The 26,562-nt window shown below is 54.7% G+C and carries 25 protein-coding genes, 1 tRNA gene and 1 riboswitch; of the genes, 12 read left to right on the forward strand and 14 right to left on the reverse strand.

Translation table 11 applies throughout. From position 1 onward, the window contains the following. Positions 1-27: 27 nt before the first annotated feature. The gene (locus M2118_RS00340; protein ID WP_280793982.1) at positions 28-807 is read right to left on the reverse strand and encodes a dioxygenase family protein; all 780 of its coding nucleotides are present in this window, start codon (positions 805-807) and stop codon (positions 28-30) included. A 74-nt stretch (positions 808-881) separates the two neighbouring features. Continuing rightward, positions 882-1,736, reverse strand: coding sequence for a formyltetrahydrofolate deformylase (gene purU / locus M2118_RS00345; protein ID WP_280793983.1), 855 nt, complete (start codon positions 1,734-1,736; stop codon positions 882-884). Between the two features lie 33 nt (positions 1,737-1,769). Then, a riboswitch (ZMP/ZTP riboswitch) is annotated at positions 1,770-1,854 on the forward strand. Between the two features lie 48 nt (positions 1,855-1,902). Between purU and glyA the strand changes: the two genes are divergently transcribed. Together glyA and M2118_RS00355 are read left to right on the forward strand one after the other, a co-directional pair. Further along, positions 1,903-3,183 (forward strand): serine hydroxymethyltransferase, encoded by a 1,281-nt coding sequence (gene glyA / locus M2118_RS00350; RefSeq protein ID WP_280793984.1) that lies wholly within the window; start codon positions 1,903-1,905, stop codon positions 3,181-3,183. After that, complete coding sequence (locus tag M2118_RS00355) at positions 3,177-4,058, forward strand: bifunctional methylenetetrahydrofolate dehydrogenase/methenyltetrahydrofolate cyclohydrolase (protein WP_280793985.1); 882 nt, start codon at positions 3,177-3,179, stop codon at positions 4,056-4,058. Before glyA ends, M2118_RS00355 begins: the two co-directional genes overlap by 7 nt. Here M2118_RS00355 and M2118_RS00360 read toward each other — a convergent pair. Beyond that, positions 4,051-4,590 carry a gamma carbonic anhydrase family protein gene (locus M2118_RS00360; RefSeq protein WP_280793986.1) on the reverse strand — a complete coding sequence of 180 codons (540 nt, stop codon included), beginning with the start codon at positions 4,588-4,590 and terminating at the stop codon, positions 4,051-4,053. The two genes, M2118_RS00355 and M2118_RS00360, sit on opposite strands and share 8 nt — an antisense overlap. Positions 4,591-4,607: 17 nt before the next feature. Next, on the reverse strand, positions 4,608-6,152 hold the full coding sequence (locus M2118_RS00365; RefSeq protein ID WP_280793987.1) for a glycosyltransferase: 1,545 nt from the start codon (positions 6,150-6,152) through the stop codon (positions 4,608-4,610). 146 nt (positions 6,153-6,298) lie between these two features. On the opposite strand from M2118_RS00365, the gene M2118_RS00370 reads away from it, so the two are divergent. Both M2118_RS00370 and M2118_RS00375 read left to right on the forward strand, forming a co-directional pair. Beyond that, a complete protein-coding gene (locus tag M2118_RS00370; RefSeq protein WP_280793988.1) occupies positions 6,299-6,916 on the forward strand; it encodes a hypothetical protein in 618 nt (205 codons plus the stop codon). 114 nt (positions 6,917-7,030) lie between these two features. Then, positions 7,031-8,014: a pirin family protein gene (locus M2118_RS00375; protein ID WP_280793989.1), complete on the forward strand. Its 984-nt coding sequence runs from the start codon at positions 7,031-7,033 to the stop codon at positions 8,012-8,014. A 12-nt stretch (positions 8,015-8,026) separates the two neighbouring features. On the opposite strand, the gene M2118_RS00380 is transcribed toward M2118_RS00375, so the two are convergent. Both M2118_RS00380 and M2118_RS00385 read right to left on the reverse strand, forming a co-directional pair. Continuing rightward, positions 8,027-9,778: a hypothetical protein gene (locus M2118_RS00380; RefSeq protein WP_280793990.1), complete on the reverse strand. Its 1,752-nt coding sequence runs from the start codon at positions 9,776-9,778 to the stop codon at positions 8,027-8,029. Continuing rightward, positions 9,762-10,406, reverse strand: coding sequence for a response regulator transcription factor (locus M2118_RS00385; RefSeq protein ID WP_280793991.1), 645 nt, complete (start codon positions 10,404-10,406; stop codon positions 9,762-9,764). The genes M2118_RS00380 and M2118_RS00385 overlap by 17 nt, the downstream gene beginning before the upstream one ends. Positions 10,407-10,610: 204 nt before the next feature. Here M2118_RS00385 and M2118_RS00390 point away from each other — a divergent pair, with 204 nt between their 5' ends. Together M2118_RS00390 and M2118_RS00400 are read left to right on the forward strand one after the other, a co-directional pair. Continuing rightward, positions 10,611-14,339 carry a fibronectin type III domain-containing protein gene (locus M2118_RS00390; protein ID WP_280793992.1) on the forward strand — a complete coding sequence of 1,243 codons (3,729 nt, stop codon included), beginning with the start codon at positions 10,611-10,613 and terminating at the stop codon, positions 14,337-14,339. Positions 14,340-14,609: 270 nt separating this feature from the next. Continuing rightward, complete coding sequence (locus M2118_RS00400; RefSeq protein ID WP_280793994.1) at positions 14,610-15,251, forward strand: DUF998 domain-containing protein; 642 nt, start codon at positions 14,610-14,612, stop codon at positions 15,249-15,251. A gap of 42 nt (positions 15,252-15,293) precedes the next feature. Here the strand turns inward: M2118_RS00400 and M2118_RS00405 are convergent. The 3 genes from M2118_RS00405 to M2118_RS00415 all read right to left on the reverse strand — a co-directional run bounded on the left by M2118_RS00405 (position 15,294) and on the right by M2118_RS00415 (position 16,272). After that, a tRNA-Lys gene (locus M2118_RS00405) sits at positions 15,294-15,367 on the reverse strand. A gap of 45 nt (positions 15,368-15,412) precedes the next feature. Next, on the reverse strand, positions 15,413-16,114 hold the full coding sequence (locus tag M2118_RS00410; protein WP_280793995.1) for a disulfide bond formation protein B: 702 nt from the start codon (positions 16,112-16,114) through the stop codon (positions 15,413-15,415). After that, positions 16,114-16,272, reverse strand: a complete 159-nt coding sequence (locus M2118_RS00415; RefSeq protein ID WP_280793996.1) for a DUF5993 family protein — start codon at positions 16,270-16,272, stop codon at positions 16,114-16,116. The genes M2118_RS00410 and M2118_RS00415 overlap by 1 nt, the downstream gene beginning before the upstream one ends. Positions 16,273-16,304: 32 nt before the next feature. Between M2118_RS00415 and M2118_RS00420 the strand changes: the two genes are divergently transcribed. After that, positions 16,305-16,934, forward strand: a complete 630-nt coding sequence (locus tag M2118_RS00420) for a DNA-directed RNA polymerase subunit beta (protein ID WP_280793997.1) — start codon at positions 16,305-16,307, stop codon at positions 16,932-16,934. A 110-nt stretch (positions 16,935-17,044) separates the two neighbouring features. On the opposite strand, the gene M2118_RS00425 is transcribed toward M2118_RS00420, so the two are convergent. The 3 genes from M2118_RS00425 to M2118_RS00435 are packed head-to-tail and all read right to left on the reverse strand — an operon-like array spanning position 17,045 to position 20,887. Continuing rightward, entirely contained in the window at positions 17,045-17,995 is a 951-nt protein-coding gene (locus tag M2118_RS00425) for an NUDIX hydrolase (RefSeq protein ID WP_280793998.1), read from the reverse strand. Further along, a complete protein-coding gene (locus M2118_RS00430; RefSeq protein ID WP_280793999.1) occupies positions 17,992-20,160 on the reverse strand; it encodes an RNA degradosome polyphosphate kinase in 2,169 nt (722 codons plus the stop codon). Before M2118_RS00430 ends, M2118_RS00425 begins: the two co-directional genes overlap by 4 nt. A gap of 37 nt (positions 20,161-20,197) precedes the next feature. Beyond that, positions 20,198-20,887, reverse strand: coding sequence for a winged helix-turn-helix transcriptional regulator (locus tag M2118_RS00435; RefSeq protein ID WP_277494730.1), 690 nt, complete (start codon positions 20,885-20,887; stop codon positions 20,198-20,200). Between the two features lie 244 nt (positions 20,888-21,131). Here M2118_RS00435 and M2118_RS00440 point away from each other — a divergent pair, with 244 nt between their 5' ends. Then, on the forward strand, positions 21,132-22,280 hold the full coding sequence (locus M2118_RS00440) for a YgfZ/GcvT domain-containing protein (protein WP_280794000.1): 1,149 nt from the start codon (positions 21,132-21,134) through the stop codon (positions 22,278-22,280). Between the two features lie 10 nt (positions 22,281-22,290). Here the strand turns inward: M2118_RS00440 and M2118_RS00445 are convergent, their stop codons facing one another. Continuing rightward, entirely contained in the window at positions 22,291-23,103 is an 813-nt protein-coding gene (locus tag M2118_RS00445; protein WP_280794378.1) for a class I SAM-dependent methyltransferase, read from the reverse strand. Between the two features lie 33 nt (positions 23,104-23,136). Between M2118_RS00445 and M2118_RS00450 the strand changes: the two genes are divergently transcribed. Then, positions 23,137-23,886: a phosphoglyceromutase gene (locus M2118_RS00450; protein WP_280794001.1), complete on the forward strand. Its 750-nt coding sequence runs from the start codon at positions 23,137-23,139 to the stop codon at positions 23,884-23,886. 80 nt (positions 23,887-23,966) lie between these two features. Then, positions 23,967-24,131, forward strand: a complete 165-nt coding sequence (locus M2118_RS00455; RefSeq protein ID WP_280794002.1) for a hypothetical protein — start codon at positions 23,967-23,969, stop codon at positions 24,129-24,131. Between the two features lie 52 nt (positions 24,132-24,183). Here the strand turns inward: M2118_RS00455 and M2118_RS00460 are convergent, their stop codons facing one another. After that, positions 24,184-24,678: a hypothetical protein gene (locus M2118_RS00460; RefSeq protein WP_280794003.1), complete on the reverse strand. Its 495-nt coding sequence runs from the start codon at positions 24,676-24,678 to the stop codon at positions 24,184-24,186. Positions 24,679-24,870: 192 nt separating this feature from the next. Here M2118_RS00460 and M2118_RS00465 point away from each other — a divergent pair, with 192 nt between their 5' ends. Both M2118_RS00465 and ispD read left to right on the forward strand, forming a co-directional pair. Continuing rightward, on the forward strand, positions 24,871-25,353 hold the full coding sequence (locus M2118_RS00465) for a CarD family transcriptional regulator (RefSeq protein WP_280794004.1): 483 nt from the start codon (positions 24,871-24,873) through the stop codon (positions 25,351-25,353). Between the two features lie 27 nt (positions 25,354-25,380). Further along, positions 25,381-26,556 (forward strand): 2-C-methyl-D-erythritol 4-phosphate cytidylyltransferase, encoded by a 1,176-nt coding sequence (gene ispD / locus M2118_RS00470; protein WP_280794005.1) that lies wholly within the window; start codon positions 25,381-25,383, stop codon positions 26,554-26,556. The last annotated feature ends 6 nt before the right edge of the window (positions 26,557-26,562 follow it).

Below are 26,562 nucleotides of genomic sequence, written 5' to 3' on the forward strand. Positions count from 1 at the left end.
TGCAATTCTACGCTTTGTAGAAAGAATTTAGTCGAACTGCCAAGAACGTTTAGAGAGGCCATACCAAAAGCCTTCAACGGCAGTGGTGTTATCCAAACCCGTCTCCAGTGCAGCACCCAATGCCACATACAACGGAGCCCAGTGTTCAATCCGTGGGTGGGCTTCGTGAGCAGCAGGTGCCTCGTCCCAGAAGTTCAACAGTGCGTCAATGTCTTTGTTTTGCAAGGCTTCCGCAGCCCACTGATCAAACTCGGCAGAAGCCTGAGGTGGAGTTCCATCAGGTCCAGCACCGGGGTTGAACCAACGCAGGTTGTGGGTAGTGAAACCCGAGCCGACAATCAATGTTCCTGAGTCCCTTAGGGGAGCAAGCTTGCGACCCATCTCGAAAAGATCAACGGGGTTCAGGCTTGGCAGAGACAGTTGCAGAACGGGAACATCTGCATCTGGATACATCTGGGTCAACGGAACATAGGCGCCGTGGTCCAAACCACGGCCCTGATCTTGTTGGACATCGGGACCCAGCACGCCCATAACATCAGCCGCTAGCTCGGTTGCAACGGGGGTGTTGTAGGTCGTCTCGTAGTACTTGCTGGGGAAGCCATAGAAGTCATAGACCAGCCCGGTGTCTTCACGGGTGGAACTGATGGTGGCAGGGGCTTCTTCCCAGTGCGCTGAGACCATGAGGATTTGCTTGGGCTTCTCAAGTGCCTGACCCCAGCCAGCGAGTTCGCTGGACCAGCGAGCGTCATCGACCAACATGGGAGCACCGTGGCTCATAAACAGCACGGGCTGTGTGGTCTCACTCATTGCTCTCCCTTGATGAACCTATGAAGTTGGTTCTGTAGTGAGAATGCGCACGCGCACTGTTTTATTCCGCAGGATTACTTGAAAATAATCGTGCGCTGTCCATCGCGCAGGATGCGATCTTCAGCAAACCACTTGACGGCCTGGGTCAAGGTGCGGCTTTCCTCGTCCTGACCAATGGCAACCAGTTCTTCAGGAGAGCGAGAGTGGTCAACGCGCACCACGTTCTGCTCAATGATGGGACCTTCATCCAAGTCGCTAGTGACGAAGTGTGCGGTGGCACCAATCAGCTTCACGCCACGAGCATGGGCCTGCTTGTAGGGGTTAGCGCCCTTGAAGCCAGGCAAGAAACTGTGGTGAATGTTGATGATCTTGCCTTCGAGCTTCTGACACAGCTCGGGGGAGAGCACCTGCATGTAACGGGCAAGGACAACAAGTTCGATGTCGTTCTCTTCGACGACTTCGAGCAGGCGCTTCTCAAAAGCCGCCTTCTGCTCTGCGGTGGTCACCGCCATGGATTCAAACGGAATGCCATAGAAGCCAGCTAAAGAGCTGAGCTCATCGTGGTTGGAGAGCACCAGAGGAATCTCCACCGGCAGCTGACCTGCACGCTGACGGAACAAGATGTCATTGAGGCAGTGGGCTGCCTTGGTGGCAAGAACCAGGGTGCGCAGGGGTCGTCCGACAACGTCGAGACGCCACTGCATGTTGTAGTTCGAGGTAACGGGCTGCAGTGCCAGCTCGAATTCTTCACGGCTGGCTGTGGTCTCCACCTGCAGTCGCATGAAGAATGTGCCGGTGTCATCGCTGGAGAACTGCTGGCTCTCAGTGATGTTTCCGTTGGCTGCAACAATCGCACCAGAGACGGCGTGCACAATGCCGGGTTTATCGGCACAAACAAAGGTGAGTACCCAGTGGGTTGCTTCAGACATTCTTCAAGATTATTGCCTTCAGGCTTGGTAGACTGACACAGTCGCAACTGGCGTTGAGATGGGTATCCATCAGGGAGCGATTAATGAGCGGATCTAGCCGAACGCCTGGGCTATGAACGACAAAACCTGTTCCGGGTTTGTCCCGGTCTACCCCTAGGAGCCCACTGTGTCTTCAGATAACACCTTCAACGCCCCTCTCTCCGAGGTTGACCCCGAGATTGCTGCAGTACTGCAGAACGAACTCGGTCGCCAGCGCGACTTCCTCGAGATGATTGCGTCCGAGAACTTCGTTCCTCGTGCCGTGCTCGAATCTCAGGGTTCGGTTCTGACCAACAAGTACGCAGAGGGTTACCCCGGCAAGCGCTACTACGGTGGTTGCGAATTCGTTGACGTGGCTGAAAGCCTCGCCATCGAGCGTGCAAAGAAGCTCTTCGGTGCTGCTTATGCCAACGTTCAGCCTCACTCCGGTGCAACTGCGAACGCTGCTGTGCTGCACGCGATTGCTCAGCCTGGCGACACCATCCTCGGTCTTGAACTCGCACACGGTGGTCACCTCACTCACGGTATGAAGTTGAACTTCTCCGGCAAGGTTTACAACCCCGTGGCCTACGGTGTTGACCCTGAAACATTCCTCGTGGACATGGATGTTGTTCGTAAGCTTGCCCACGAGCACAAGCCTGCTGTCATCATCGCTGGTTGGTCGGCATACCCTCGTCAGCTCGACTTCGCTGCATTCCGCGAGATCGCAGACGAAGTTGGCGCCAAGCTCTGGGTCGACATGGCTCACTTCGCAGGTCTTGTTGCAGCTGGCCTGCACCCCAACCCCGTGCCTTTCGCTGACGTTGTATCCACCACCGTCCACAAGACCTTGGCAGGTCCCAGATCCGGTCTGATCCTCAGCCGTGATGAAGAACTGGCTAAGAAGCTCAACTCTGCAGTGTTCCCTGGACAGCAGGGTGGTCCCCTCATGCACGTCATCGCAGCCAAGGCAACTGCCTTCAAGCTCGCGATGGAGCCTGAATTCAAGGACCGTCAGCAGCGCACTCTTCGCGGTGCTCAAATCATTGCTGACCGCCTGACCCAGCCCGACATGAAGGCTGCTGGCGTGGACGTGCTCACCGGCGGAACTGAAGTTCACCTAGTTCTCGTTGACCTGCGCAACTCTCCTCTGGATGGTCAGCAGGCTGAAGACGTACTCCACGCTTCCGGCATCACCGTGAACCGTAACTCGGTACCCTTCGACCCACGTCCACCCATGGTCACCTCGGGTCTGCGTATTGGTACTCCAGCCCTCGCAACACGTGGCTTCGGCGATGCTGAGTTCACCGAGGTAGCAGATGTCATTGCTGAAGCCCTCAAGCCCGGTGCTGATGTTTCTTCTCTCAAGGCTCGTGTCAAGGTTCTCACCGAGAAGTTCCCCCTGTACCCAGGCCTCGAGCAGTGGTAGCAATCACTCTCGACGGCATCGCAACTGCGTCTGCCGTCAAGGGTGAACTCGCTGACAGTATTGCCGCTCTCAAAGCCAAGGGCATCACCCCTGGTCTGGGCACGCTGTTGGTGGGCGACGACCCTGGATCGCGTTCGTATGTCGCGGGCAAGCACCGCGACTGTGCAGAAGTAGGCATCAACTCGATCCGAGTTGATCTGCCTGCCACAGCAACTCAGGCAGATGTTGAAGAAGCGATAAAGAAGCTCAACTCTGACCCTGCTGTCACCGGTTACATCGTGCAGCTTCCTTTGCCAAAGGGCCTAGATGAGCATGCAGCACTGGAGCTCATTGATCCTGCCAAGGATGCTGATGGCCTACACCCCATGAACTTGGGTCGGCTAGTCATGGGCATTGAAGGAGAACTGGCTTCGCCACTTCCCTGCACTCCTGCTGGAATTGTGGAGCTTCTCCAGCGCTACGACGTTCCCCTGTCGGGCAAACACGTCACCGTGGTAGGCCGCGGTCTGACTGTGGGCCGCCCACTGGGGCTACTGCTTACCCGCAAGGGCATTGATGCAACGGTGACGCTCACCCACTCTCGCACCGTGAACATCGAAGACGAGATTCGTCGCGCTGATGTTGTCGTTGCTGCTGTGGGTGTTCCCCACTTCATCAAGCCTGAGTGGGTCAAGCCAGGTGCTGCTGTGTTGGACGTGGGAATTACCCGCGTGGAGAACACAGAGACCGGCAAGGCCAAGCTGACCGGTGACGTGGACCCCGCTGTTGCTGAGGTTGCAGGCTACTTTTCACCCAACCCGGGTGGAGTGGGTCCCATGACGCGCGCGATGCTCTTGGCCAACGTGGTCAAGGCTGCGGAGCTTGCTGCTAACTAGTTGCTTCTGCCTTGTAAATCTCAAGGCGCTTGCGGTAGTTCGCTGCGTTGTTGCGCACAGCTTCTTGCTCATCAGGGGTGAGTTCGCGGCGCACCTTCGCGGGAACACCGGCGACCAGTGAACCCGGAGGAACAATCATTCCTTCGAGCACCAAAGCGCCGGCAGCAACCAGAGAGCCCTTCCCGATTACGGCGCCGTTCATCACGGTGGCATGCATGCCAATAAGGCAGTCGTCTTCCACGGTGCAGCCGTGGATCACAGCGTTGTGTCCAACAGAGACGTTCTTACCCAAGATGAGGGGGTAGCCGGTGTCGACGTGGCCACTCACGTTGTCTTGGATGTTGGAGCCCTCACCGATCACGATCGGTTCGTAGTCTCCACGCAGGACCGCGTTGAACCAGATGCCCACGTTGGCGTGAAGAGTCACATCGCCGGCCAGGCGACCGCCTGGTGCGATGTAGCACGAGTCATCCACGCTGGGAGTGCCGTAGCTGGGAACAGAAATGATCTGGGCTGAGTCCTGAGAAGTCATGTTCTCAGCCTAGAACGCTAACGGCGGGGTGCGGGAGGGAGTTTGGCCCCAATTTCCGGTGCGCGGCGAGCAAATGATTTTTCTGCATGGGTGGCCTGCCACTTGCGCAGAGCACGCCACCAGCGTGCAGTCTTGTGCTTCCACGCCTTGCGGAGTTCTGTATTCCATAGCTCCAACACAGCAGCATCGTTGAAGGATTGCACCGCCTGGATGGCAGCAGCACGCATAGCGAGGACCTTGTCCTCGGGCAATGCCTGCAAGCGGACAATCGCAGCCGCCATGGCGTCGGTGTCGCCATCTGGAATAAGGAAGCCGTTCACACCATCCACAATGATGTCGCTGGGGCCATAAGGAATATCAAAAGAGATAGGGATACAGCCCGCTGCCATACCTTCCAGCAGCACCAGGGGAGTCCCCTCCGTCTCTGAGGTGATCAAGATGAAGCTAGCCGTCTTGGTTTCTCCCAGAGCGGTGGTGCTGTAGCCATGAAGGGTTGCGAACCGGGTGGCATTCGTCGATTCAACCATGGCATCGACTTCTGGCTTACTCTCGCCATCACCATAGACATCGAGGTGGATAGCGGAAGTTAAGTGTGCCTTGCTCGCCGCCTCGATAGCTAGGTGCACACGCTTGCGGGGAACAAATGCTGCCACCACAATGCCGCGATCACGTGGGCGCTCCAAGGTAATCGAGCTGGGTTCAGGAAGTGGCACTGAGTTAGGAATGACGACCAGGTTGGGGCTAGCCCCGACAATGTCGGTGACATCCTTACGCTGACGTTTGGTGAGTGTTGCGACGAGGTCAAAGGCAGGGAGATTCTGAATACTCTTGCTTCGAGCTTCGCTCAAGATGGGACGACCATCTGCGGTCACGCCTTCAATATGAGCGCCCTGAATCACGTGCACGGTGAGGGCATTGCGCCTGCGATATTCCACGAACATGTTCACAGCGGTCTTGCTGTCCACGATGTAGGTCGTGGGGGTCTTGCCATTCATGCGGTCCAACAGCCAGTGATAAAACTCGTTGGCCACCTTCCACATTTTGTATGGCTTACCCTGCAAGTCACAGAGAATGATGCGGCGACCGCCACGAACTCCGCGCTCGCGGAAGTCCCTACGGTCGCTGAGCATCAGAGTGCCGTCTTCGCGGAAGTGATCCACTTGCAAAACAGTCAGGTCATCTGCGGCATAACGTGTGCGGGAGAGTTCATGACCTCCGCGGGAGGTTGACTCATAGGAGTCAGAGTCTGCGATGGGTGTGAAAGCTTTTTCTATTGCCGTTGAGACGCCGGTGGCGCGAGCAGGTACCTGCTCGCTACGGAGCCAATCCCACACGTTGCGCAGGGAAACATCTCCGAAGAGGCGACCCATCTGGCGAAGTTCGATCTCGACCTGGTCATAGTCAGGGTAGTTGTCGAATGTCAGCACAGTAACGTGCCCAGCACCTGACAGGCTCATGATTCCTGCACGGTGAAGAAGAGTGACGGTGAGACCACCAGAGTCTGTGCGAATACCCCACGTCACACTCACGTAGTTGGAGGTAGGCAGGACGGTTGAACTCACCTGCTCATGTTACTTGTAGTGAGGAAACGTGGGATGTTGCATGTTACGGCTCGCGTCCAGCCTCAGGTCTCATAAGAAACACTCAGGTTACGCTTAAGCACGAACTTTGTTACACCCCCAATCAATGAAATGAGAGTGTTATCTCGATGGCTCAGTCATCTTTCCTTTCCTCCCTTAAGAAGGCATTCCGCTCAGGCGCTAAGCAGGCTGGTGCAACCGCTGCTGTTGTCGCTGACAAGGTAGAGGACGTCACCTCTGACGCAACTGTTGTTGCGAAGAAGGCAGCAACCACCACCAAGAAGGTGGCAACCACCGTTAAGAAGGATGCGTCTAAGACCGCAGCTTCTGTTGGCAAGGATCTTGCTCACGCAGCAGGTACCATCAAGAAGGATGCAGCGAAGACCACTGCAACCGTCAAGAAGACTGTTGCTGCTGCAAAGCCCGCGGTGAAGAAGCCAGCTGCGAAGAAGGCTCCAGTAAAGGCAGCAGCGAAGCCTGCTGCTAAGCCTGTTGCCAAGAAGGCACCAGCTAAGGCTGTTGCTCCCAAGGCTGCTGCTAAGCCCGCAGTAAAGAAGCCAGTCGCAAAGCCTGCAGCAACCAAGGCAGCTCCAAAGCCAGCAGCTAAGCCTGCAGTCAAGAAGGCACCAGCTAAGGCTGCTGCTCCCAAGGCTGCTGCTAAGCCCGCTGCAAAGAAGGCTCCTGCGAAGCCAGCAGCCAAGCCTGCTGCTAAGAAGCCAGCTGCAAAGCCCGCAGTAAAGAAGTAATTCGAGCTCAGCTCAACTAGATGGCATCCCTTCGGGGATGCCATCTTTGCTTGAGGGGAATACTTTTCTTGGCAGAAGACTTATCCTCAGAGATAGTCCAATAAGGAGCACAACATGCCCGCAGTAACCGCTGATACGTTCACCCTTCCCCACCTCGCGCCTGCCGTTGGCCGTGCCCGTGCAGTGAAGTCAGTGACGAAAGGGCCACAGGCATTCGAAGGTGATGGCTTCCCGGTGACACGTGCTTTCGCTGGCGTCTCGTACCAAGACATTGACCCGTTCATCCACATGGACCAGATGGGTGAGGTCGAATACGCACCCTATGAACCTCGTGGAACCTCATGGCACCCCCACCGTGGCTTTGAGACCTTCACCTACATGATCGATGGAACCTTCCAACACCAGGACAATCACGGTGGTGGCGGCATCATTGAGAATGGTGCCACCCAATACATGACCGCAGGCTCTGGTGTTCTCCACATCGAGACACCACCAGACGAGCTGGTGATGTCTGGTGGTTTCTTCCACGGCATTCAGTTGTGGATCAACCTTCCTGCTGCAAAGAAGATGACAGCTCCGAACTATCAGAACCTTGCTGGTGGTGATGTTGAGCTGCTCTCCAGCCAAGACGGTGGAGCACTCATCCGAGTCATTGCGGGTGAAATTGATGGCCACGTGGGTCCGGGTAAATCACAAACTCCGATGACCATCGCCCACGTGACCTTGGCTCCAGGAGCTTCTGTTTCGATCCCCTGGAACCCCGAATTCAACGCCCTTGCCTACACACTCGCAGGACAGGGAACTGTCGGCGAAGGTGAGTTGGGTGGAAGCGCAGCTCCCATCGCTGCAGGAACACTTGCGGTTCTTGTTGACGGTGACCGCCTCGTATTGACTGCAGACAAAGTTCAAGATGCACGTAACGGTGCTCTTGATGTTCTCCTCCTTGGTGGCCAGCCCATCAACGAAACTGTGGTGGCATATGGCCCCTTCGTGATGAACACCAAGGCAGAAGTTGTTCAGGCTCTCGAAGACTTCAACTACGGACGCTTTGGTCAGATTCCTGACGATGCACTCCAGCCCTTCCACCACAGGCACTAATTATTTGATTCGCTAACCTGTGTGGCTTTCTGTCCTGTTGAGGTTTCGTCGAAAAAACTTCACAGTCAAGACCGATCCGATTGATTCGGGGCCTGCTTCGAGTTTCCAGTTTGCGCCCGCGAGCGAGTCATAGAGTGCAGTTCCTAAACCCTGGGGACCACTTCGTGGTCCGAGGCCGTCATCAGTAAGCCTCACGGCGATGCTTTCGGGAGCAATATCTATAGAAATTTCTATGTCAGATGCCAGACCATGCCTTACTGAATTATTGATACCTTCATTGAGAACTCGATTCACAGCAGCACAGTCCTCGGCTGATAAAAGTAAGCGTGATGGAGTACACAGCAACTGCAGTTGAATTATTCCTCTCCATTTGGTCGATAGTTCGAGGGCAAGATCACTGATGTCTTGGGGAACACCTCGAGGAGCATCCTCTGGAACATGCAACAAAGACTCAATGTTTTCAAGTTCAGAGAGTACTGATTTCACAACGTCTGACGTAGGGGTCAATTCGAGACGGAGCGCCGCTGCGAGCATCTGGTTCTGCACATTACCATGCAGAAATTGGGCAAGTTCTCGATTGTGAAGTCGATTACGGTTCAGTACGTATTCGTTATTGAGCCCTTCTTCACCAATTTGTTCAACGAGTTTGGAACGTATGCTTTCGTGGCTCTCATAGGCAGAGCGAACTATCCCGATGAGTAAGGCATTGGTCGTGAGAGTGAGGGCGTTGACAACGTTGAGGGCAACAGCGTTGAACTGAATTAACGGACCAAATAGAGAAGTACAGACCAGTTCTGTTGCGACAACAGCGAGTCCGATGCTTCCAAAGAATACGAGGGATGAAGTGACTTGTGATTTCGTGGAGACTCGACGTGCAATTTCGAAAAATATCGCAGTGATCGAAACCTGAACTGCGAGACGACTGATTCCCTCTTGAACTCCGGCTGCAGAAATTTCAAGAGGCAGACAAGCGATGCTATAAACAAGAAGTATCCAGATTGAGGCAAAGTTGTGTTCACGGATAGTTATTCGCGCGAGGTCTTTCACCGAAAAATCTGTGTATTTGGATGCCTCAGCTTTCCAGATTTTATGGCTCAGGGGACGAAGCTCGGTCTGGATGATGTCATGGAGCAATACAGATGCTTGGGAGCCGTCTTTCATTTCGGCTTGAAGCCGAGTTCGTGTTTGTGTGATGAACTCGTGGATTTCCATCTCGGCTTCTGAAAGCGACTGCAGTGAGGTGGCCTCAGGTAACAGGTTCACCTCACGATTTGTCGCGCGCTGCACAGTTTCTGAGATCAGCACATCTCTCTCTATTTGGTAACGCTCTCTAACCGCAAGCAAGACTGCCCCAATAGGGAGAAGCCACATCCCACCGAACGCGGTAGGGATTGATCTTGACACGAGAGCTGCATTCAAATCGAAAGAAGGGTCGAATAACCACAGCAAGTAGGTGGTGAGTAAGGCTTTGAGTCCACCAAGCACAGCACCCGCGGCCATGACCACACCGAGGGGGATTGAGCGTGAATTTCTGCGCCTGAAGAGGGTTGCCCGAAAAATGAGGAGCAAAACAGTTGATGCTGCCAGTGCAACTACGTTGGCAAGTAAAAGCAGCATCAAGGTTTGTGGATTTGTGAAGCCTGGTGACACAAGTACTGAGATGCTCAGCCACAGCGGCAGAAAGGCGAAATAGGCGCGAAGATCACCGAGCCACCTGCCTCCAGCATCCTTTCGAAATCTCTCGAAATTACTGATGATCATCATTGTTCAAGCCCAGAGCGCGGAAGTAGACCTTGGCAATATGAACTCTTTGATTTTGAGAGGTGTCATGAGAAATTCCTAGGGCTTTGGCAACTCGCGCAATCGTGCGTTCGATTGATTTCTCTTTGACGAATCTTCGTTTCGCAATTTCCGCGTTGGAGTGTCCTTGAGCTACCAGCCTCAATGTTTCAACCTGAAGGTCTGTTAAGTGACCAAATGCAGGGAGTTGAATTCGGGCAGGGCTAACGCTTGATGCGACGAGGGAATTTTTCATTGCCGCAATGAGAACGTCGACACTCGTCACAGACTTCTTAGTGAGGTATTGAGTTCCGGCAGGCGGCGGTTGCAGATTCGCGTTCAGGAAACGTGGGTCATCGTAGGAAGTCAGAAAGACGATGCCAATCATGGGATTTTGGCGCCGGAGGCTTCTGGCAACATCTATTCCAGTCGGTCCCTCTCCCAAATGTAAATCGAGAACTGCGATGTGAGGTCTGAGCTCCTCGGCGGCCAACACAGCTGTGCTCGCCGAACCGCCCTCGTGGACTACGGAAAGGCCTTGAGATCTCAAAGTGGCGACCAAAGTCAGGCGAGTGAAAGCATCATCTTCTACGACGATTACCTTCTCTTCCATAAGAGAAGTATCTCGCTCTGAATGTATCGACGGGGTAAACACACTTTGAACGTATTCGCTCTTGCTTTACATTGCTTAATTTTTTGAGCCGCACCAAGGGATATGGGGGGCTACCCCCACTTCCCGCAGGGGGACATCCCCTCAAGATTGACCTGTTCAGATTTAGAGCGTTTCTGTCCTGACAACGGCTCATAAATTTCACATATGGGTGCAGGATTTTTCAACACAGTTAGCTCACGGTGGCGTCTGAGAACAGTCACTTTTGTGGCTGTTATTTTGTCGACTTTTTCCATGATTGCGTTGGGTAATCCAGCCAGTTCCTCCGCAACAACTCCGATTGAAACCGTCACGGTGGAATGCGGTCTCGTGGGTGGCGACCAGGTGCTGAATGTAATCCAGGGAAGCACAATTAAAGTTCACATTCTTGATTGCACGAGCATGACCAGTTGGCAGATACCAGACGGCCCTCCCACGTGGAGTCCGGATCCTCGTTTCGTTTCCCCGATACCTGCCGAGACGGAATACATACTCACTCTGTCTCCTTCAATTCATTACCTCAAATATGGTTTTGATGGGACTGCTGAAATTCCGGGGGTTTCGCTGGAAATCTTCGCACATCGGCTTGCCCCGGATCCTGCTGGTGAGTATTTGCAAACCTACGAATCCAACATCTCGACAGATCAGAGCGCACTCACTGTTACTCAAAGTAATGTTGCCTCTTTGTGTGGTGCAGAAATAGGCGAGCACATGTACCGAGCAGAACCATTTCGGGTGACCCTGGATGGGGCTTATACCTTCCGATATCTTGGTGCGTCAGATTTAGGAAGCCCCCTGGTTGATCCACTGCAAGTGATTTATAGCAATTTTGATCCCAGCTCGCCGGAATCGGGAATTGTGGGCTGCAACGATGACCGCGCGGGAGAGGGGTGGAGCCCAAGCATGGGTGAACTATATGGTCCTGCCGCATCTGAGCTTTCAGCTTCATTGGTAGCGGGAAATTCTTACACTCTGGTCACGATGACCCATGATGCTGTAACCCCAGAAGAATGGGATAACTTTCAATCGTTCAATTACAGCTGGAATACCAACCAGGTGGACTTTTCTACCGAAGTGTGGGGGCCCACGGATTCAAGGTTTCTTTACAGTGACGCATTTTTAGTGTCCACAGATTTCGTCACGATTGATTGCTTTGAATCGTCCTCGCCAGAACTTCATGCGCCAGTGGGAGCAATTGTCGAGGTGGAATTGCTGAACTGTGATGACATCTCGGCGGAACCTGACAATATAGGGATTAGGTGGCTCCAAGAACCAACTCACACATTGCTTTCTTCAGGCTTTACTCGATTTCGACTGCAGATTACCGAAATGATTCGGGGATTTCCGGAAGCATTGTTCACTTTCTATTCGGCAGATGGGTTAACCGAATCTTGGCTTGAAATCACTGGCCACCTCCCTGTTTCAGATCCACTCGGAAGACTTTTGTCCACGGAGAATTTTTCTTTTCCAGCACAAGACCCACTGATGGCACGTTGGAATTGTCAAGATGCAGGACCTTTCCCCGTCGCGACGAAGGTATTCACTACCAGCGTGGCGGGTGATTACACGTTCAGGGTTAGCGACGTCGTGACAGCGGGTTCGGCGCTCAACGATACCGTGATTGCCATTTATGAGGATTACAAGCCGGGGCAGGCTAATAGTCCTGATGTCCCTTGTAACGACGACATCGACGCCCCTGCCTACTCCGAGCAAAATGGCTCGATGTTTATGAGTCGATGGTCAGAGCTTACTGCCCAGCTCGAGGAGGGAGTCGAATACACAATAGTGGTGAGTTCATACGACAGCATAAATTTGGAATCCTGGAATGCTGAGTCTGAAGAAGCTCAAGTGGATGTCGAGATGTGGGGCCCTACCGCGGCGGCGCTTGTTCCCGGAGGTACTGGTGTTACTCGCGGATCTGAACAGACCATTGACTGTGAAGTTCCTGAAGATCAAAATATCTATGCAGCCACAAACACTCAATTTATTGTTCATGTGAGTAACTGTTCGGACCTGTTCATTTTGGTACCTTCAGAACCTGGTGATATCAATTTGGATCGAATCGCGACAGATACAGACAGGGTCAATGGCGACTACCTCGTGTGGGTCGACGATACTCTTTCTTCTTCTCCAGAATCCTCCCTCTATTTCCAAACGAGCTCTGGTGAAATTGAATTCCACATTGAGGGCATGGGAGCAGCGAGTGACCCACCTGGTGAATTGATCGGCACGACCGTTCAAAATTTTAGGAGATACGGTCCTCCTGTCATCCAAGGGAATTGCAACGATTCAGACCTGACATTTCCGTATGCAGCACGGCGTTTTAGCGTAGATGTTTCGGGCGACTACACCTTCAGAGTGAGCGGCGTTACCGGAACGCGAACCCCCTTGCGAGATACCGTCATTGGAATTTACGAAGAATTTGTACCAGGCGTTGGCGGTGATCTGATCGGGTGTAATGATGACCGAGATGAAACGGTACTAGACGCTTCTACTGGGACAATTTTTGACAATTTGTACTCTGAAGTCGCCGTAACTCTTGATGCTGGCAACACCTACGTTCTCCTTACGACTCCTTACGAAGATATGACCGCGCAAGAATGGGATTCATTCCAAGACTCAAACTTGATCTGGGACGTCAACGGGGTGAACGTCTCTACGCAGGTATGGGGCCCTGTCGGATCGACACTCGAGACCTACCGTGATTACGCGCTACCTCCAGCACCTACTGTTCCTGTGGCGCCGACGAATCTCACTGCCATTGTTGAAGACAGCGGTGACGTCACCATCTCGTGGGAAGAACCTGAAAACGGAGGTTCAGCGCTCACGGGATACGCCATCACTTTGGCAGAAGGAAATGAGCTGGTTGATGAATTCAATTTCCCCAATCCATCATTCTCATTGGGATATCTGGATGCAGGGGAGTACCGAATTACTGTTGCCGCCGCCAACGCGGTCGGGTTGAGTGAGGAGGTAGTCGTTGAATTCGTAATAGAAGCAGCCGTCGCTGATGTACCGGTGTGGATTGATTCACATATCAAGCAATTCCAGTCGGGTCGAAGTTTTCAGGACAGAGTGTGGGCAACAGCTTTGAGGACGGTCAGTTATGCCGTGACAGCTGGCTCTCTCCCCCCTGGTGTGTCTTTGAATCCCGTAACAGGGAACCTTTCAGGAACACCTTCTGGAACTGACTCTTATTCCTTCACTATTACAGCCTCAACTGATTCAAGCGATAGCAGGCGAACATTTTCTGGCAGGGTCCGGTCGTCAGGTCCTTATTTGTCTGGTGGAGTAGCACCCACCCTGGTTCCTGGGATGGTGAGCATTCTCCAGGACGGTCAAGCAGACACTGCCGTCGTCACGGTGAATCAACAGAACCAGGGCACAGTGTCAGAGTTGGTTATCAGCTCAGGTAACGGCTCTGAACTCATACTGGGCGGCACGTGTGTTACGGATAACGTTTGTGAGATTTCTCGGCTAAACGGCCGCGATTACTTATCTGCTGAAGCTGAAGGAACTATCGGGGTTTCAGGAACTGGACTGCAACCCGGAAGTGAAATCGCCGTGTACGCGTTTTCAACTCCACGATTGTTGAGCAGAATTCTTGTCGCAAGCGACGGAAGTTATTCAGCATCAGTACCCATCAGTGGGTTACCTGTTGGGCAGCACACTCTTCAAACCGTTGGTATCGGACAAACCGGATATGACGTGGTCAATAACGTGGGGTTCATGGTTACTTCTTCTGCAAGCGGGGGAGGAACACCAATTCCCTCTTCGTCAGAGTCCGCGGCCTTGGCGTGGACAGGTTCACAATCCTCCAGCACGTTAATGTGGGCAATGATTTTGTTAGCGTTAGGCGTTGGTATCTCCGCATCCCGGCGGAATAAACGGAATTAGTGCGACCCCAACATTTGAACTGCTCCCTAGAAATTGCCAACTGATTAATCGGTCCAACTTCTGGGGAGCAGTTCATAATGAGGAATTCCTCATTTGTAGAACCATGTGTGATGAACACCAAGGCAGAAGTTGTTCAGGCCCTCGAAGACTTTAACTACGGACGCTTCGGTCAGATTCCTGACGATGCACTCCAGCCTTTCCATCACAGGCACTAATTTTCCTTCTGCAGGTGCCTGGATAGCCCGTAAGCTCTCATGCGAAAGGGGCAACATGACTCACACTGATATTCACCCTCACCAGGTCAGTCGATTGTTGCTTTTCTTAGCTGTATTGGGGCCTGTCCAATCAGTATTGGGCTGGAGCTTGTCAGCTGCCCTCTGGCCTGGCTATGACCCCATAGTCCAAACCATCAGTGAATTAGCATCACCTGAATCCCCGGTGAGATATCTCCAATCAAGCTTCTTCATCTTGGGTGCACTCATCGACATCGTTGTTGCTCTGAAATTTACGGTGATTACCAAACCTGCTCGCGTGTTGTTTTTACTTGGCGGGTTAGCAACGATTGGTCTCACGATTTTCCCCACTCCGTTGGTGGGTGTCTCGGAGCCTCACAGAGTTTTTGCCACGATTTCCTTTGTCATCTTTTCGATCTGGCCAGTGTTTGGAATGCGGTTTGGTCGTGAATGGCCCACCATTGTTCGCCCGCTTGCTTCTATCATCGGGACGCTCTTTCTTGGAGCCATTGCATTCGGCTTCTTAGCTATCTGGACGAATCCCGACATCCACACAGCAGGATTCTGGGAACGAGCAGTGACAACAAGTCAGGCCCTCTACCCAGCTCTCGTGATATTCCTGTCCTGGCGATTTATGAAAAACCACAGCAGTAACTCAACTATGAGCAACAAGGCCTAACGCAAAGAATCCCTCACCACCAGGTGAGGGATTCTTTATCTGTAGGCCCCAAGGGGATCGAACCCTTGACCCTCGGATTAAAAGTCCGATGCTCTAACCAACTGAGCTAGAGGCCCGCCGCACATAAAGTGCTCTTCTAGTTTAGAACAGACCAGAAGTGGTTATTTGCTCCAACCGAGCTGGTTGAAGAGTTCATAGCTGGTGGGGTCATCTGGCAGGTACCAGGTGAAGCCTTCAAGAGCGAAGACAGCGACCAGGTTTGCCACCACGGTGAAGAGGAAGATCCCGATTACTACCCATGCCACGACGCGGCCGAAGGTGGAGCTGGGGCGGACAGGCAAGAACTCAGTGCCGAAGGTGAGCAAGACACCGGCAAAGACCATCACAACAACAAAGCTGACCAGAGCCCAGGTGTAAAGGTGGAGACCGAGAACTGCTCCGCCATAGCCGGGGTCACCGGGCATGATGTGCAGCAGGATCTGGCGGATAGACATCGCCGCACCCAGCAGTGCACCCAAGATGGCAAAACCGAGGCCGGTCATGAATCCTGACGGAGAGAGCCTGCCTCGTAGCGAGTTCACCACGACATAAAGTGCACCGAGTGAGGAGAGCATCATTCCCATGCGCTGAGTAATACACAGTGGGCAAGGGTATTCACCCAGGCCGAACTGGAAGTAGAACATGGCACCGGAGAGAACTCCGATGTAAGCGAGCATGAAGCCGATCTGTGCCCAGAAGCCCAGCTTGCCCAGCAAGATGTGGTGAGGCTTGGTGGGCGGGGGAACAACAATGCGGGTGTCACCAACGACAACAGTGGTGGTGGCATTTTCTGTCTGCAGTGCAGATACGTGAATCTCACTCATTAGAAGCTCAAATCAAGGGTGCTGGTGACGTGGTGGGCAAACAACGCTGCCGTGGCCACAAAAGCAATGGAGTAGCCGAGTACGACGACCCAACGCTTCTTGACGAAAATGATGAGCAAGGCTGAAATCAAGATCAGCGCGAAGACGATTGTGTCCATGTCTTCACCCTAACCCGGGGGAGAATGAATACATGAACGCGCCTTACCGAAAGCCCGCACTCTTTGCCGGCCATGAGTTCAGTGCGTTCCAAGGCGGGGACGACCCTGCAGAAGTTTCTGCCATTGCGCACGACACTGCCCGGGCTTTGCTCTCACGCGTTCGTGACGAAGCGCACCCAGACATCGTGGAGAAGGTTGTCTCTTTCGCCGACGACAACGGCATCGACACTTTGGCAGAGCTGTGGTCTCGCTCGAGTGCACACTCATTGCCTGGCGCATTGTGGCGGATGTATTTGATTCGTGATCTGATTCGCGCACAGGCAGCTCAGATGAGTGTGCTCTTTGGACAGGGTCTTTCTGTGCTCAGCACGGTGGATGTCGTGGTCGCCGGGGCACCCACACCTGCAGGCCCAGAAGAGATGGTCAGCTTGGCTGACACCATCTTGCACGGAGCCTTCACGGGAGATTTCAGTGGAGCCTTGGACCGTTCTGCAGCCTTCTGCCGGATCATTTCTGCCGGTTGCACGGCTGTGGCAAACGAGTCAGATGCAGCACATCCTGAGCGTGCCTCTACGCTCACGGTTCAGGCAGCTCGTCTAACCCAAACTGCACATGAGCTCTCTGTCTGTGCTCGTTTGTGGCGTGACGGGGCGCTCGACTAATCTGGTCAGTGCCGGACCGTAGTAACCCCGGGCTCCAATATTCGCCGCTGCGAGCGGCCTTCCGCCGAGAGGCGTTCACTGCGGTTCGGCATTTTCATGCCTGCAGCACTTTAGAGCTGAGAGTCGTGTGTCTCCACGGCAATGATGCCGGAGGAGGGGTGGGTTGAGCTCAAGTGAACAACGCTGAATGAAGCGGTGTTCAGCATGCCAGCTTCTTCGAGCGCTGAGGTCCAGGGAGTTCCAGTGGCCAGAGCAATCTCACGGATCACTGCAGGTGAGACGGGGCCGTGGGAGCACACCACGGTGCTCTTGCGCTTACGCACGATCTCGCCCACAACTGAGCGAACATCACTTTTGCCAGATTCAAACGCATCTTGACTAATTTTGTTTGTGATCTTTATGGTCTTTTTCAATGCAGTGGCAACAGGAGTAATGGTTTCGACACAGCGAACTGCCGTGCTCGAGATAAACCTCTTGGGCTTCCATGAAGCGATCGTGCGGACAATGCCGTGTGACTGTGTCAGACCGCGCTCGGTGAGGGGACGCGTTGCGTCCTCATCGCGCCAGTCTGAGGGCGGGGTTGCTTTGCCGTGACGAAGCACAACAACAGCGAAAGTCTTGGTGACGCCTTCTTTGACCAGTGCTGCGAAGTTATCCAGGATCTCTTTGTCTGGTTCATAGCTGAGCTCTCCGCGAGCAGAAGCCAGAGGCAACCATTCCAGGGCAGCAACTTCATCGTTGGGAACAAACTTGGACTTCTGAATGGCCTTAGTGGTTACTTCGGCTGCCCAGTATTGAACAAACTTGTTCTTACCGTTGGGCATGACATATTCGGTGGCGCCGACAGGGACACCGAGGGCGACTTTAATGCCGGTCTCTTCGCGGATCTCGCGCACCGCGGTCTGGGGGAGAGTTTCACCGGGGTCTACTTTGCCCTTGGGGAGTGAGACATCTTTGTGGCCGGTGCGGTGAATGACGAGCACGTGAATGTCGTTACCGATGGTGCGCCAGAGGACTGCCCCAGCTGCATACACAGTGGTTAAAGGGCGGGTGATACTCATCGATGTCCTCCAGGGCGACGACGCTTACTAATCTGCTTCATCAAGTGATCTTGCAGATCGATGAGAGCTCCCCCTGATGCGTCCGCAGTGTGACGCGACCAGGAACCATCTGACTCTAGCCACCATGACGCGGTTCCGTCATCCATAGCCAGATCAAAGAGGTCATTGAGTTCAGTGATGTGTTCCGAATTGGGCAAACGCACGAGCGCTTCCACACGACGATCCAGGTTGCGGTGCATCATGTCGGCGCTGCCGATATAGACCTGAGGGTCACCGTCGTTCTCAAACATGAAGAGGCGAGAGTGCTCCAGGTAGCGACCCAAGATGGAGCGCACGCGGATGTTTTCACTCAGGCCCGGAACACCGGCCTTGATCGAGCTAATGCCACGAACCCAGACATCTACCTTCACGCCGGCACGGCTAGCGAGGTAGAGAGCGTCAATGATTTTCTCGTCCACCATGGAGTTGATCTTGATGCGAATGCGGGCAGGCTTGCCTGCCTGGGCATTCGTGGTCTCCTGGTGGATCAGTTTGAGCAGGCCCTTGCGCAGGTGCAGGGGAGCAACCAGTAGACGCTTGAACTTCTTCTCGATGGCGTAGCCAGAGAGCTCATTGAACAAGCGCGTGAGGTCTTTACCCACCTGAGGATCTGCGGTGAGCAGACCGAAGTCTTCATAGAGTCGGCTGGTCTTGGGGTTGTAGTTTCCTGTGCCGATGTGGCTGTAGTGCTTGAGCTCGCCCTTTTCTTGGCGGATCACCAAGGCCAACTTGCAGTGGGTCTTCAGGCCCACCAAACCATAGACCACGTGAACGCCGGCCTTCTCGAGCTTGCGAGCCCAACTGATGTTGGCCTGCTCGTCAAAGCGGGCCTTAATCTCGACCAAAGCTAGGACTTGCTTGCCCGCTTCAGCCGCATTGATCAGTGCCTGAACAATCGGGCTGTCACCGCTGGTGCGATAGAGCGTCTGCTTGATAGCGAGCACGTTGGGGTCTGCAGCAGCCTGCTCCAAGAACGACTGCACGCTCGTGGAGAACGATTCGTAGGGGTGGTGCAGCAGCACATCACCACGGCGAATGGAGGCAAAGATGCTGCGGGGTTCGTTCGCCTCTGCTGTGGTGAGTGCCGCAGCAGTGGTGGGAACGTGGGGTGGGTAGTGCAGATCGGGACGCTTGATGCCCGCAATCTCAAAGAGGCCACCCAAGTTCAGTGGCTCTGGCAGGTGATAGACCTCCTGCTCGGTGATGTCGAGTTCACGGATGAGCAGATCCAGCGTGGTGGGATCCATCTCTTCGCCCACTTCGAGACGAATGGGTGGACCGAAGCGGCGCTTCAGCAGACCTTTTTCGAGGACCTGGATGAGGTCTTCTGTTTCGTCTTCATCGATCTGGACGTCTTCGTTGCGGGTCACACGGAAGGTGTGGTGCTCGAGAATCTCCATGCCAGGGAAGAGGTCTTGCAACTGGTTGGCAATGAGATCTTCGAGGGCGATGTAGCGCAGGCTGGCCACGCCTTCACGGCTGTCTACGCGCACAAAGCGAGGCAGCATCTGTGGAACCTTGAGGCGAGCAAACTCTTCCGTGCCGGTCTTCGCGTTGCGCACGCGAATAGCGAGGTTGAGGGACAGACCAGAGATGTAGGGGAAGGGGTGTGCAGGGTCCACAGCCAGTGGCATCAGCACAGGGAAAATCTGGTCGGTGAAGTAGCGGTGCAGAATCTCGTGGTCTGCTTCATCCAGTGAGCCCCAGGTGACTACCTGGATGCCTGCCTCAGAAAGAGCTGGCTTCACACTGTCGTGATACACCTTGGCGTGACGCAGCTGCAGTTCATGGGCACGTGCAGAAATATCTGCGAGCACATCACCGGGTGCTCGACCAATGTTGGTGGGCACCGCCAAACCGGTCATGATGCGGCGCTTGAGACCTGCGACCCGCACCATAAAGAACTCGTCCAGGTTGCTGGCGAAGATGGCCAAGAAGTTGGCTCGTTCGAGCAGCGGGAGCTTCTCATCTTCAGCTAACTCCAGCACGCGCTGGTTGAACGCGAGCCAGCTCAGCTCGCGGTCAAGGAAGCGGTCGGCAGGCAAATCCGCAGAAGGCTTGAGGATGACTTCATCAAAGTCATCGTCGACGTCAGGGGCGTCGATATCTGTTTCGTGCGGTGCCATACATTCATACTGGCACGGGCAGGTGACCGTAAAGAAACTAGGAGGTTACGGAAGCGTGCTCATGGCTTTCATCAGCCACGTTGAAGCGATAGCCCACGTTGCGCACGGTGCCAATAACCTGCTCCATATCGCCGAGTTTGGCGCGCAGACGACGGACGTGAACATCCACGGTTCGCGTACCACCGAAGTAGTCATAACCCCAGACTTCGCTGAGCAACTGCTCACGGGTGAAGACACGGGAAGGGTGGGTAGCTAGAAAGCGCAGGAGCTCAAACTCTTTATAAGTGAGGTCCAGTGGCTTGTCGTGAACTTTGACTGAGTAGGACGCTTCATCAATGACGATGCCGGAGGCAGAGATGCGAGCCTCAGAGGGAGCGTCCTGGTTGGCACGGCCCAGAGCGAGGCGAATACGAGCATCCACTTCGGCGGGGCCTGCTGAGTCCAGGATCACATCTGCCACACCCCAGTCTGGGCTGACAGCAGCAAGGCCGCCTTCAGTAATGACAAGAAGGAGGGGTGAACTCAGGCCGGTGGCCTGCAAGATCTTGCACAAGCTCTTGGCGCTGGCTAGGTCGGTGCGGGCATCGACCATGACGATGTCACTGTGAGGGGCGCTGACCAGTTGTGCAGGTTCTGCAGGGATGGTCTTGACCTGGTGTGAGAGCAATCCCAGCGCGGGAAGGACTTCCGCGTTGTGGCGCGCGGCGAGAATCAGGATACTGGCCATGCTGTCACCTCGTCTCACTTGGTGTTAATAGTCTAAATGTCTTGTGTTTCATCCAGATTTCGTATTCCTCAGTGTGGAATGCCGAGTTACCGGTTAACGACCACCCTCGGAATATGATGGACACATGCTTCTCGCACTCGAACTTTTTTTCATCGGCCTGCTGGGTGTTGCCGGTCTGGCCATCGCATGGATCTCCGGCATCGTTGTGTACAAGCTGTTCAAGGGACAGCGCTAAGCGCATCCCATGGCTGACGATGCCTCGTCGGCTCCCGGCGAAATGCCACTCTCCCCTTTAGCTGCGCTTCCTGGCGCCATTGTGGGGTCAACTGGTGTTGCCAGCGCCTATGGCAACAGCCTGACAGAGCAGCGCACTCTGCTTAGCGGCGGTGCCCTGGTTGATCTTTCTGATCGTGGTGTCATTGAGGTTTCTGGACCTGATCGCTTGAGTTGGCTGGATTCTTTGCTCAGCCAGCGCCTGGATAATCTCAAGCCTGGCCAGTGCGCAGAAACTCTTCTCCTCGACCCTCAAGGTCACGTTCAGCACGCCATGCGCGTTGTGGAAGATGGCCAAACCTGCTGGCTCTTGGTGGATGAGGGCCGTGCCTCAGCCTTGACCACCTGGTTGCTCAAAATGCGCTTCATGAAGCAGGTCGAGATCGTGGACCGCAGCTCTGAAATGCTCACACTGGGTTTCTTCGGCGAACTCCCTGATGTTCTTGCTCCACTTGTTCTTCAGCCTGCAGATGTTCCCGTCATCTGGGCAGACCCCTGGAAAGCCGTCACCGAAGGTGGCTGGCAGTATTCGGCACAGCAGCACCCAGGTCTCGACTGGAACTACTTCGAAGCACTTATTCCTCGCAGCACTGCAGACGAACTCGTTGACCTGGCACAGGCCCGCGTTATCTCTTTCGCTGGCACCGATGCCCTCGAGGCACTGCGCATTGCTGCGTGGCGTCCGCGCATCGCCACCGAAGGCGACGACAACGCATTGCCCCATGAATTCGACTGGCTGCGCACCGCAGTCCATCTCAACAAGGGTTGCTACCGAGGCCAAGAAACAGTTGCCAAGGTGCACAACCTCGGCCACCCTCCCCGCCGCTTGGCATTCCTGAGCTTGGATGGTGTGGATGTGGTGTTGCCTAAATCCGGTGCTCCCGTCATGGATGGTGAGACCGAGGTTGGTCACGTGACCAGTGCTGCTCGTCACTTTGAAGAAGGCGTCATCGCGCTGGCTATCTTGAAGCGCAATGCCAACCCCGATTCAGAGTTGGTTGTTGTCGCTGATGGCACACGCATTCCTGCAACACAGGTAGTCATCGTTCCACCGGATGCCGGTCGCACCGCGAATGTTCCCAGGCTCCCGCGCCTGGGTGCGGTGAAGCGCGAGCAGTAGTGAGCTCGGGTTAGTTCGCCTTCACTGCTTCAAAGGCAACGGTGATTTCACCAAGGCGCCAGCGGCTCTTATTGCCAATGATGGGCCAGCCTGCTTCTTTCATGCCCTGAGCAGTCGCTATCCAGCGCTGAGTTGCACCGAAGCTTCCTAGAGGAGCGTGGGTGAGCCATTGCCGATCCAGCGCAGTGAGGAAGTCATGAATGCGCTCGCCGGGGACATTGTGATGAATAAGTGCCTTAGGTAAACGCTCGGCCACAATCGAGGGAACCTCGAGAGTGTCTAGTTTGAGTGCAATGCTCAAGGTTTGTGGGCCGTCATGGGTGACGGCAATCCAGCTAGAAATCCGGCCAATCTCATCGCAGGTGCCCTCAACGAGGACACCGCCAGGTTGGAGCCTGGCAACCATCATGTCCCAGGCGCCTTGAACTTCTGGCTCGTCATATTGACGCAAGACATTGAAGGCGCGGATCACGACTGGTTGTCTGTTCTTGGCAACGGGAACTTCAAAGCCCCCGCGAGCAAAAGAAATGCCTTGTGCTTTTTCTGTGGTGATGAGCTGTTCTTTTTCCCAGCGGGAAAGTTCCTCTTTCGCGATGGTGACCCGTTCGGGGTCTATCTCAAGCCCGAGCAGTTCCACTTCGGGCCTGGTCTTGCGCAGCCTGGTGGCAAGCTCAACCGGGGTGGCAGCACTGGCGCCATAGCCGAGGTCGATGACCAGAGGGTCGCTCGTGGTGCGCAGGGCAGGCCAGGTTTGTATCCACCTGTCCACTCGGCGCAAGCGATTGGCGTTGGTTGTCCCACGCGTGATGTTTCCCACGGGCATGCTCACCAGTTAACCACCCAATAAACTGGAGTCATGACGACGCACACTTTGATTCTGCTTAGACACGGTAATAGCGACTGGAACCAGAAGAACCTGTTCACGGGTTGGGTTGATGTTCGCCTGAGCGATCAGGGCGTGGGCGAAGCCAAGCGTGCGGGTGAGCTTCTTGCAGAATCAGGAATTCTTCCTGACGTTCTCTACACCTCTGTTCTCAGCCGTGCGATTCAGACTGCCAACCTGGCTCTGGACACCGCTGATCGTCTCTGGATTCCCGTCAAGCGCAGCTGGCGCTTGAACGAACGTCACTACGGTGCTCTGCAGGGCAAGGACAAGGCTCAGACCTTGGCTGAATACGGTCCCGAACAGTTCCAGACCTGGCGTCGTTCCTTCGACGTTCCACCACCACCCATCGCAGACGACAACGAGTACTCACAGATCAATGACGTGCGTTACGCAGGCATTGATGGAGCTATCCCAGCTACAGAGTGCCTCAAGGACGTTATCGATCGCATGATTCCTTACTGGGAATCAGATATCACGAAGGATCTTGCCGCAGGCAAGACCGTTCTGGTCACCGCGCACGGTAATTCACTGCGTGCATTGGTCAAGCACCTCGATGGCATCTCGGATGACGAGATTGCTGAGCTCAACATTCCTACCGGTATTCCTCTGGTCTACAAGCTGGACGAAAACTTCCGTCCACTTGGACCTGCTGAATACCTTGACCCTGAAGCTGCTGCAGCTGGTGCTGCTGCTGTTGCTGCTCAGGGCAACAAGAAGTAGAACTTCACCGCCGAAGATTTCTTCAACACCAAGCGGCTTGATGCCGTGGAGTACGTTCATCACGATTAATGGAGAAACACATGAAGCTATTTGGTTGGTTCAGAAAATCTGAACCCGTTGTTGACATCACCTTGACTGAGTCAATCCTTGTTCAGAAGTCCAAGAAGAACCCGGACAAGTTGACCAAGAAGGAAATCGAAGCTCTCAAGAAGATTGTGGAGCGAGTCGAGAACAACAACGCGTAACGCTTAACGACAAAAGCGGCCAGGGATACTGGCCGCTTTTTTCGTTTAAGTTCTACTTAGAGATCTTGGTGACCTTCTTGGGCTCGAGGCCTTCGTATTCAGGCTGAGCTGAGGTGAGAACGGGAACCAGCACGGTCTTGCTCTCGCCGTAAGCTTCGAAAGCTACCTCAAGCAGACCACCAGGCATGGTGTTGATACCACCAAGGATGATGCGGTCTTCGCTCCCTGCACCCCAGGAGGTGGGGGTCTTGTCGTTGCTGGGGACCTCGAGGTGTCCGTCCACAACAGTGCCACCGGAGACGAAGCCGATGTGAAGTTCTTCGTCAACACCGGTTGCGTTGACTGCGTTGAGCAGCAGGTTGCCGGTTTCACCGTTGTCACTGATGATCATGAGGTTACGCAGGCTGAGGTCGCCCACGTTCACGCCTACTCCGTCGCTGGCGTCGTAGGGGTTGGTTGTGGCCTGTGGCTGGATCAATCCGCAACCAGCAGTGCCGAGGGCAACGCTGAGGGCAAGAGCAGCAGCAACAACAATACGAACCTTCACGACGAAAGCCTCCAGAGTGTGAGAGCGGTGCCCAGTTATGGGCAGAAATACCGCAAAATTCTTCTCTTTGACTCTATCGCATGGCTGCGAAATGGGCCGAAGGAGCGGCACCGCTCAGTGGGAAGTGGGCTCCGATGAGACTGTCAGATAGCCGTGGTAAACTGGGAACTGATTTTAGGGAGCTCCACACTTATGCAGTTCATTGTTGGCGAAACAGTTGTTTACCCTCACCACGGCGCAGCGAAGATTACCGAAGTACAAAAGCGCGTCGTCAAGGGTGTCGAAAAGGTTTACTTAACCCTCCACGTTGTGCAGGGTGACCTCACTGTGAAGGTTCCCGTTGAGAACGTTGACCTCGTGGGTGTTCGCGATGTCATCGGCAAGGAAGGCCTCGAGCAGGTCTTCGAAGTTCTGCGTGCTCCTTTCACTGAAGAGCCCACCAACTGGTCTCGCCGTTACAAGGCGAACCTGGAGAAGCTTGCTTCCGGTGACGTCATCAAGGTTTCTGAGGTTGTTCGCGACCTGTGGCGCCGTGACCAGGACCGCGGACTCTCCGCTGGTGAAAAGCGCATGCTTGCCAAGGCACGCCAGATCCTCATCTCTGAGCTCGCTCTGGCGAAGAAGACTGACGAAGCTAAGGCTTCTGACTTCCTCGACGAGGTTCTCGCGTCCTAACAACGCGAGTGGGCAGGCGAATACAGCATGTCTGGTGACCTGCACGTTTCTACGGCCGTCATCGTCGTTGCCGCAGGAAGTGGCACTCGGTTAGGGGCCGCACTTCCCAAGGCGTTTGTTGACCTTGCTGGTCAGACTCTCTTAGAGCGCTCCCTCCGTTCCATCATCTTGCTGCCCTATCCGGTGCAGGTTGTTGTGGTCGCCCCAGCTGACTTTCTTTCTGACGCGCAGGCCATTGCCCACAAGGTAGCCCCCGGCTTAGATGCTCTTGTTTCTGTGGTCACCGGTGGTGCAACTCGTCACGACTCTGTTGCTGCCGGTCTTGCTGCTCTACAGTCGTCGGTCCAGGTTGTCCTGGTCCACGATGCTGCTCGTGCACTTACTCCCACCACGTTGTTTGCAGACGTGGACATGGCGGTTCAGGCAACCGGTGCGGGCATTGTTCCCGCTCTACCTGTGGTTGATTCACTCAAGCAGGTTGACGTCACCGGTGGTGTGCTCGGGATTGCTGACCGTGAACAACTCCGTGCAGCGCAAACACCTCAAGGATTCCCCCGTGCCGAGCTCGATGCCGCTTATGCCGCAGCAGGTTCTTCTGACTACACCGATGATGCAGCGGTCTTCGCTGCGTATGGGGGAGCAGTGACCACCATTCCTGGCGACGAGGTTGCCTTCAAGATCACGACAGCATGGGATCTCAACCGTGCACATCAAGTCCTCGGCAGTGTTCCTGATGCTCACCGCGTGGGCACCGGTATTGATGTGCACGCCTTCGGAGAAGCCGAGAACCTCTGGCTCGCTGGGCTGCACTGGCCTGGCGAGAAAGAACTTTCTGGCCACAGCGACGGCGATGCTGTTGCACACGCCATCTGTGATGCGCTGCTTTCCGCAGCTGGCTTGGGAGACATCGGTTCTCGCTTTGGCACCTCAGACCCTGCCTATGCCAATGCATCGGGTGAAGTCTTTGTTCGCGGCACGATCGAACTTATCGCTTCTGCCGGTTTCGAACCCATCAATGTCTCCGTCCAGCTCATCGGCAACAAGCCACGCTTCAGTGCTCGCCGTGTAGAAGCCCAGGCAGTGCTCACCGAGTGGGTTGGCGCTCCTGTTTCTGTATCCGCAACAACCACCGACGGCCTCGGTTTCACCGGCCGCGGTGAGGGTGTTGCAGCCATCGCAACAGCTCTCGTTCGCCAGCGCTAAGCGCGC

The organism is Aurantimicrobium minutum (assembly GCF_029892845.1).
Lineage (GTDB): Bacteria > Actinomycetota > Actinomycetes > Actinomycetales > Microbacteriaceae > Aurantimicrobium > Aurantimicrobium minutum_B.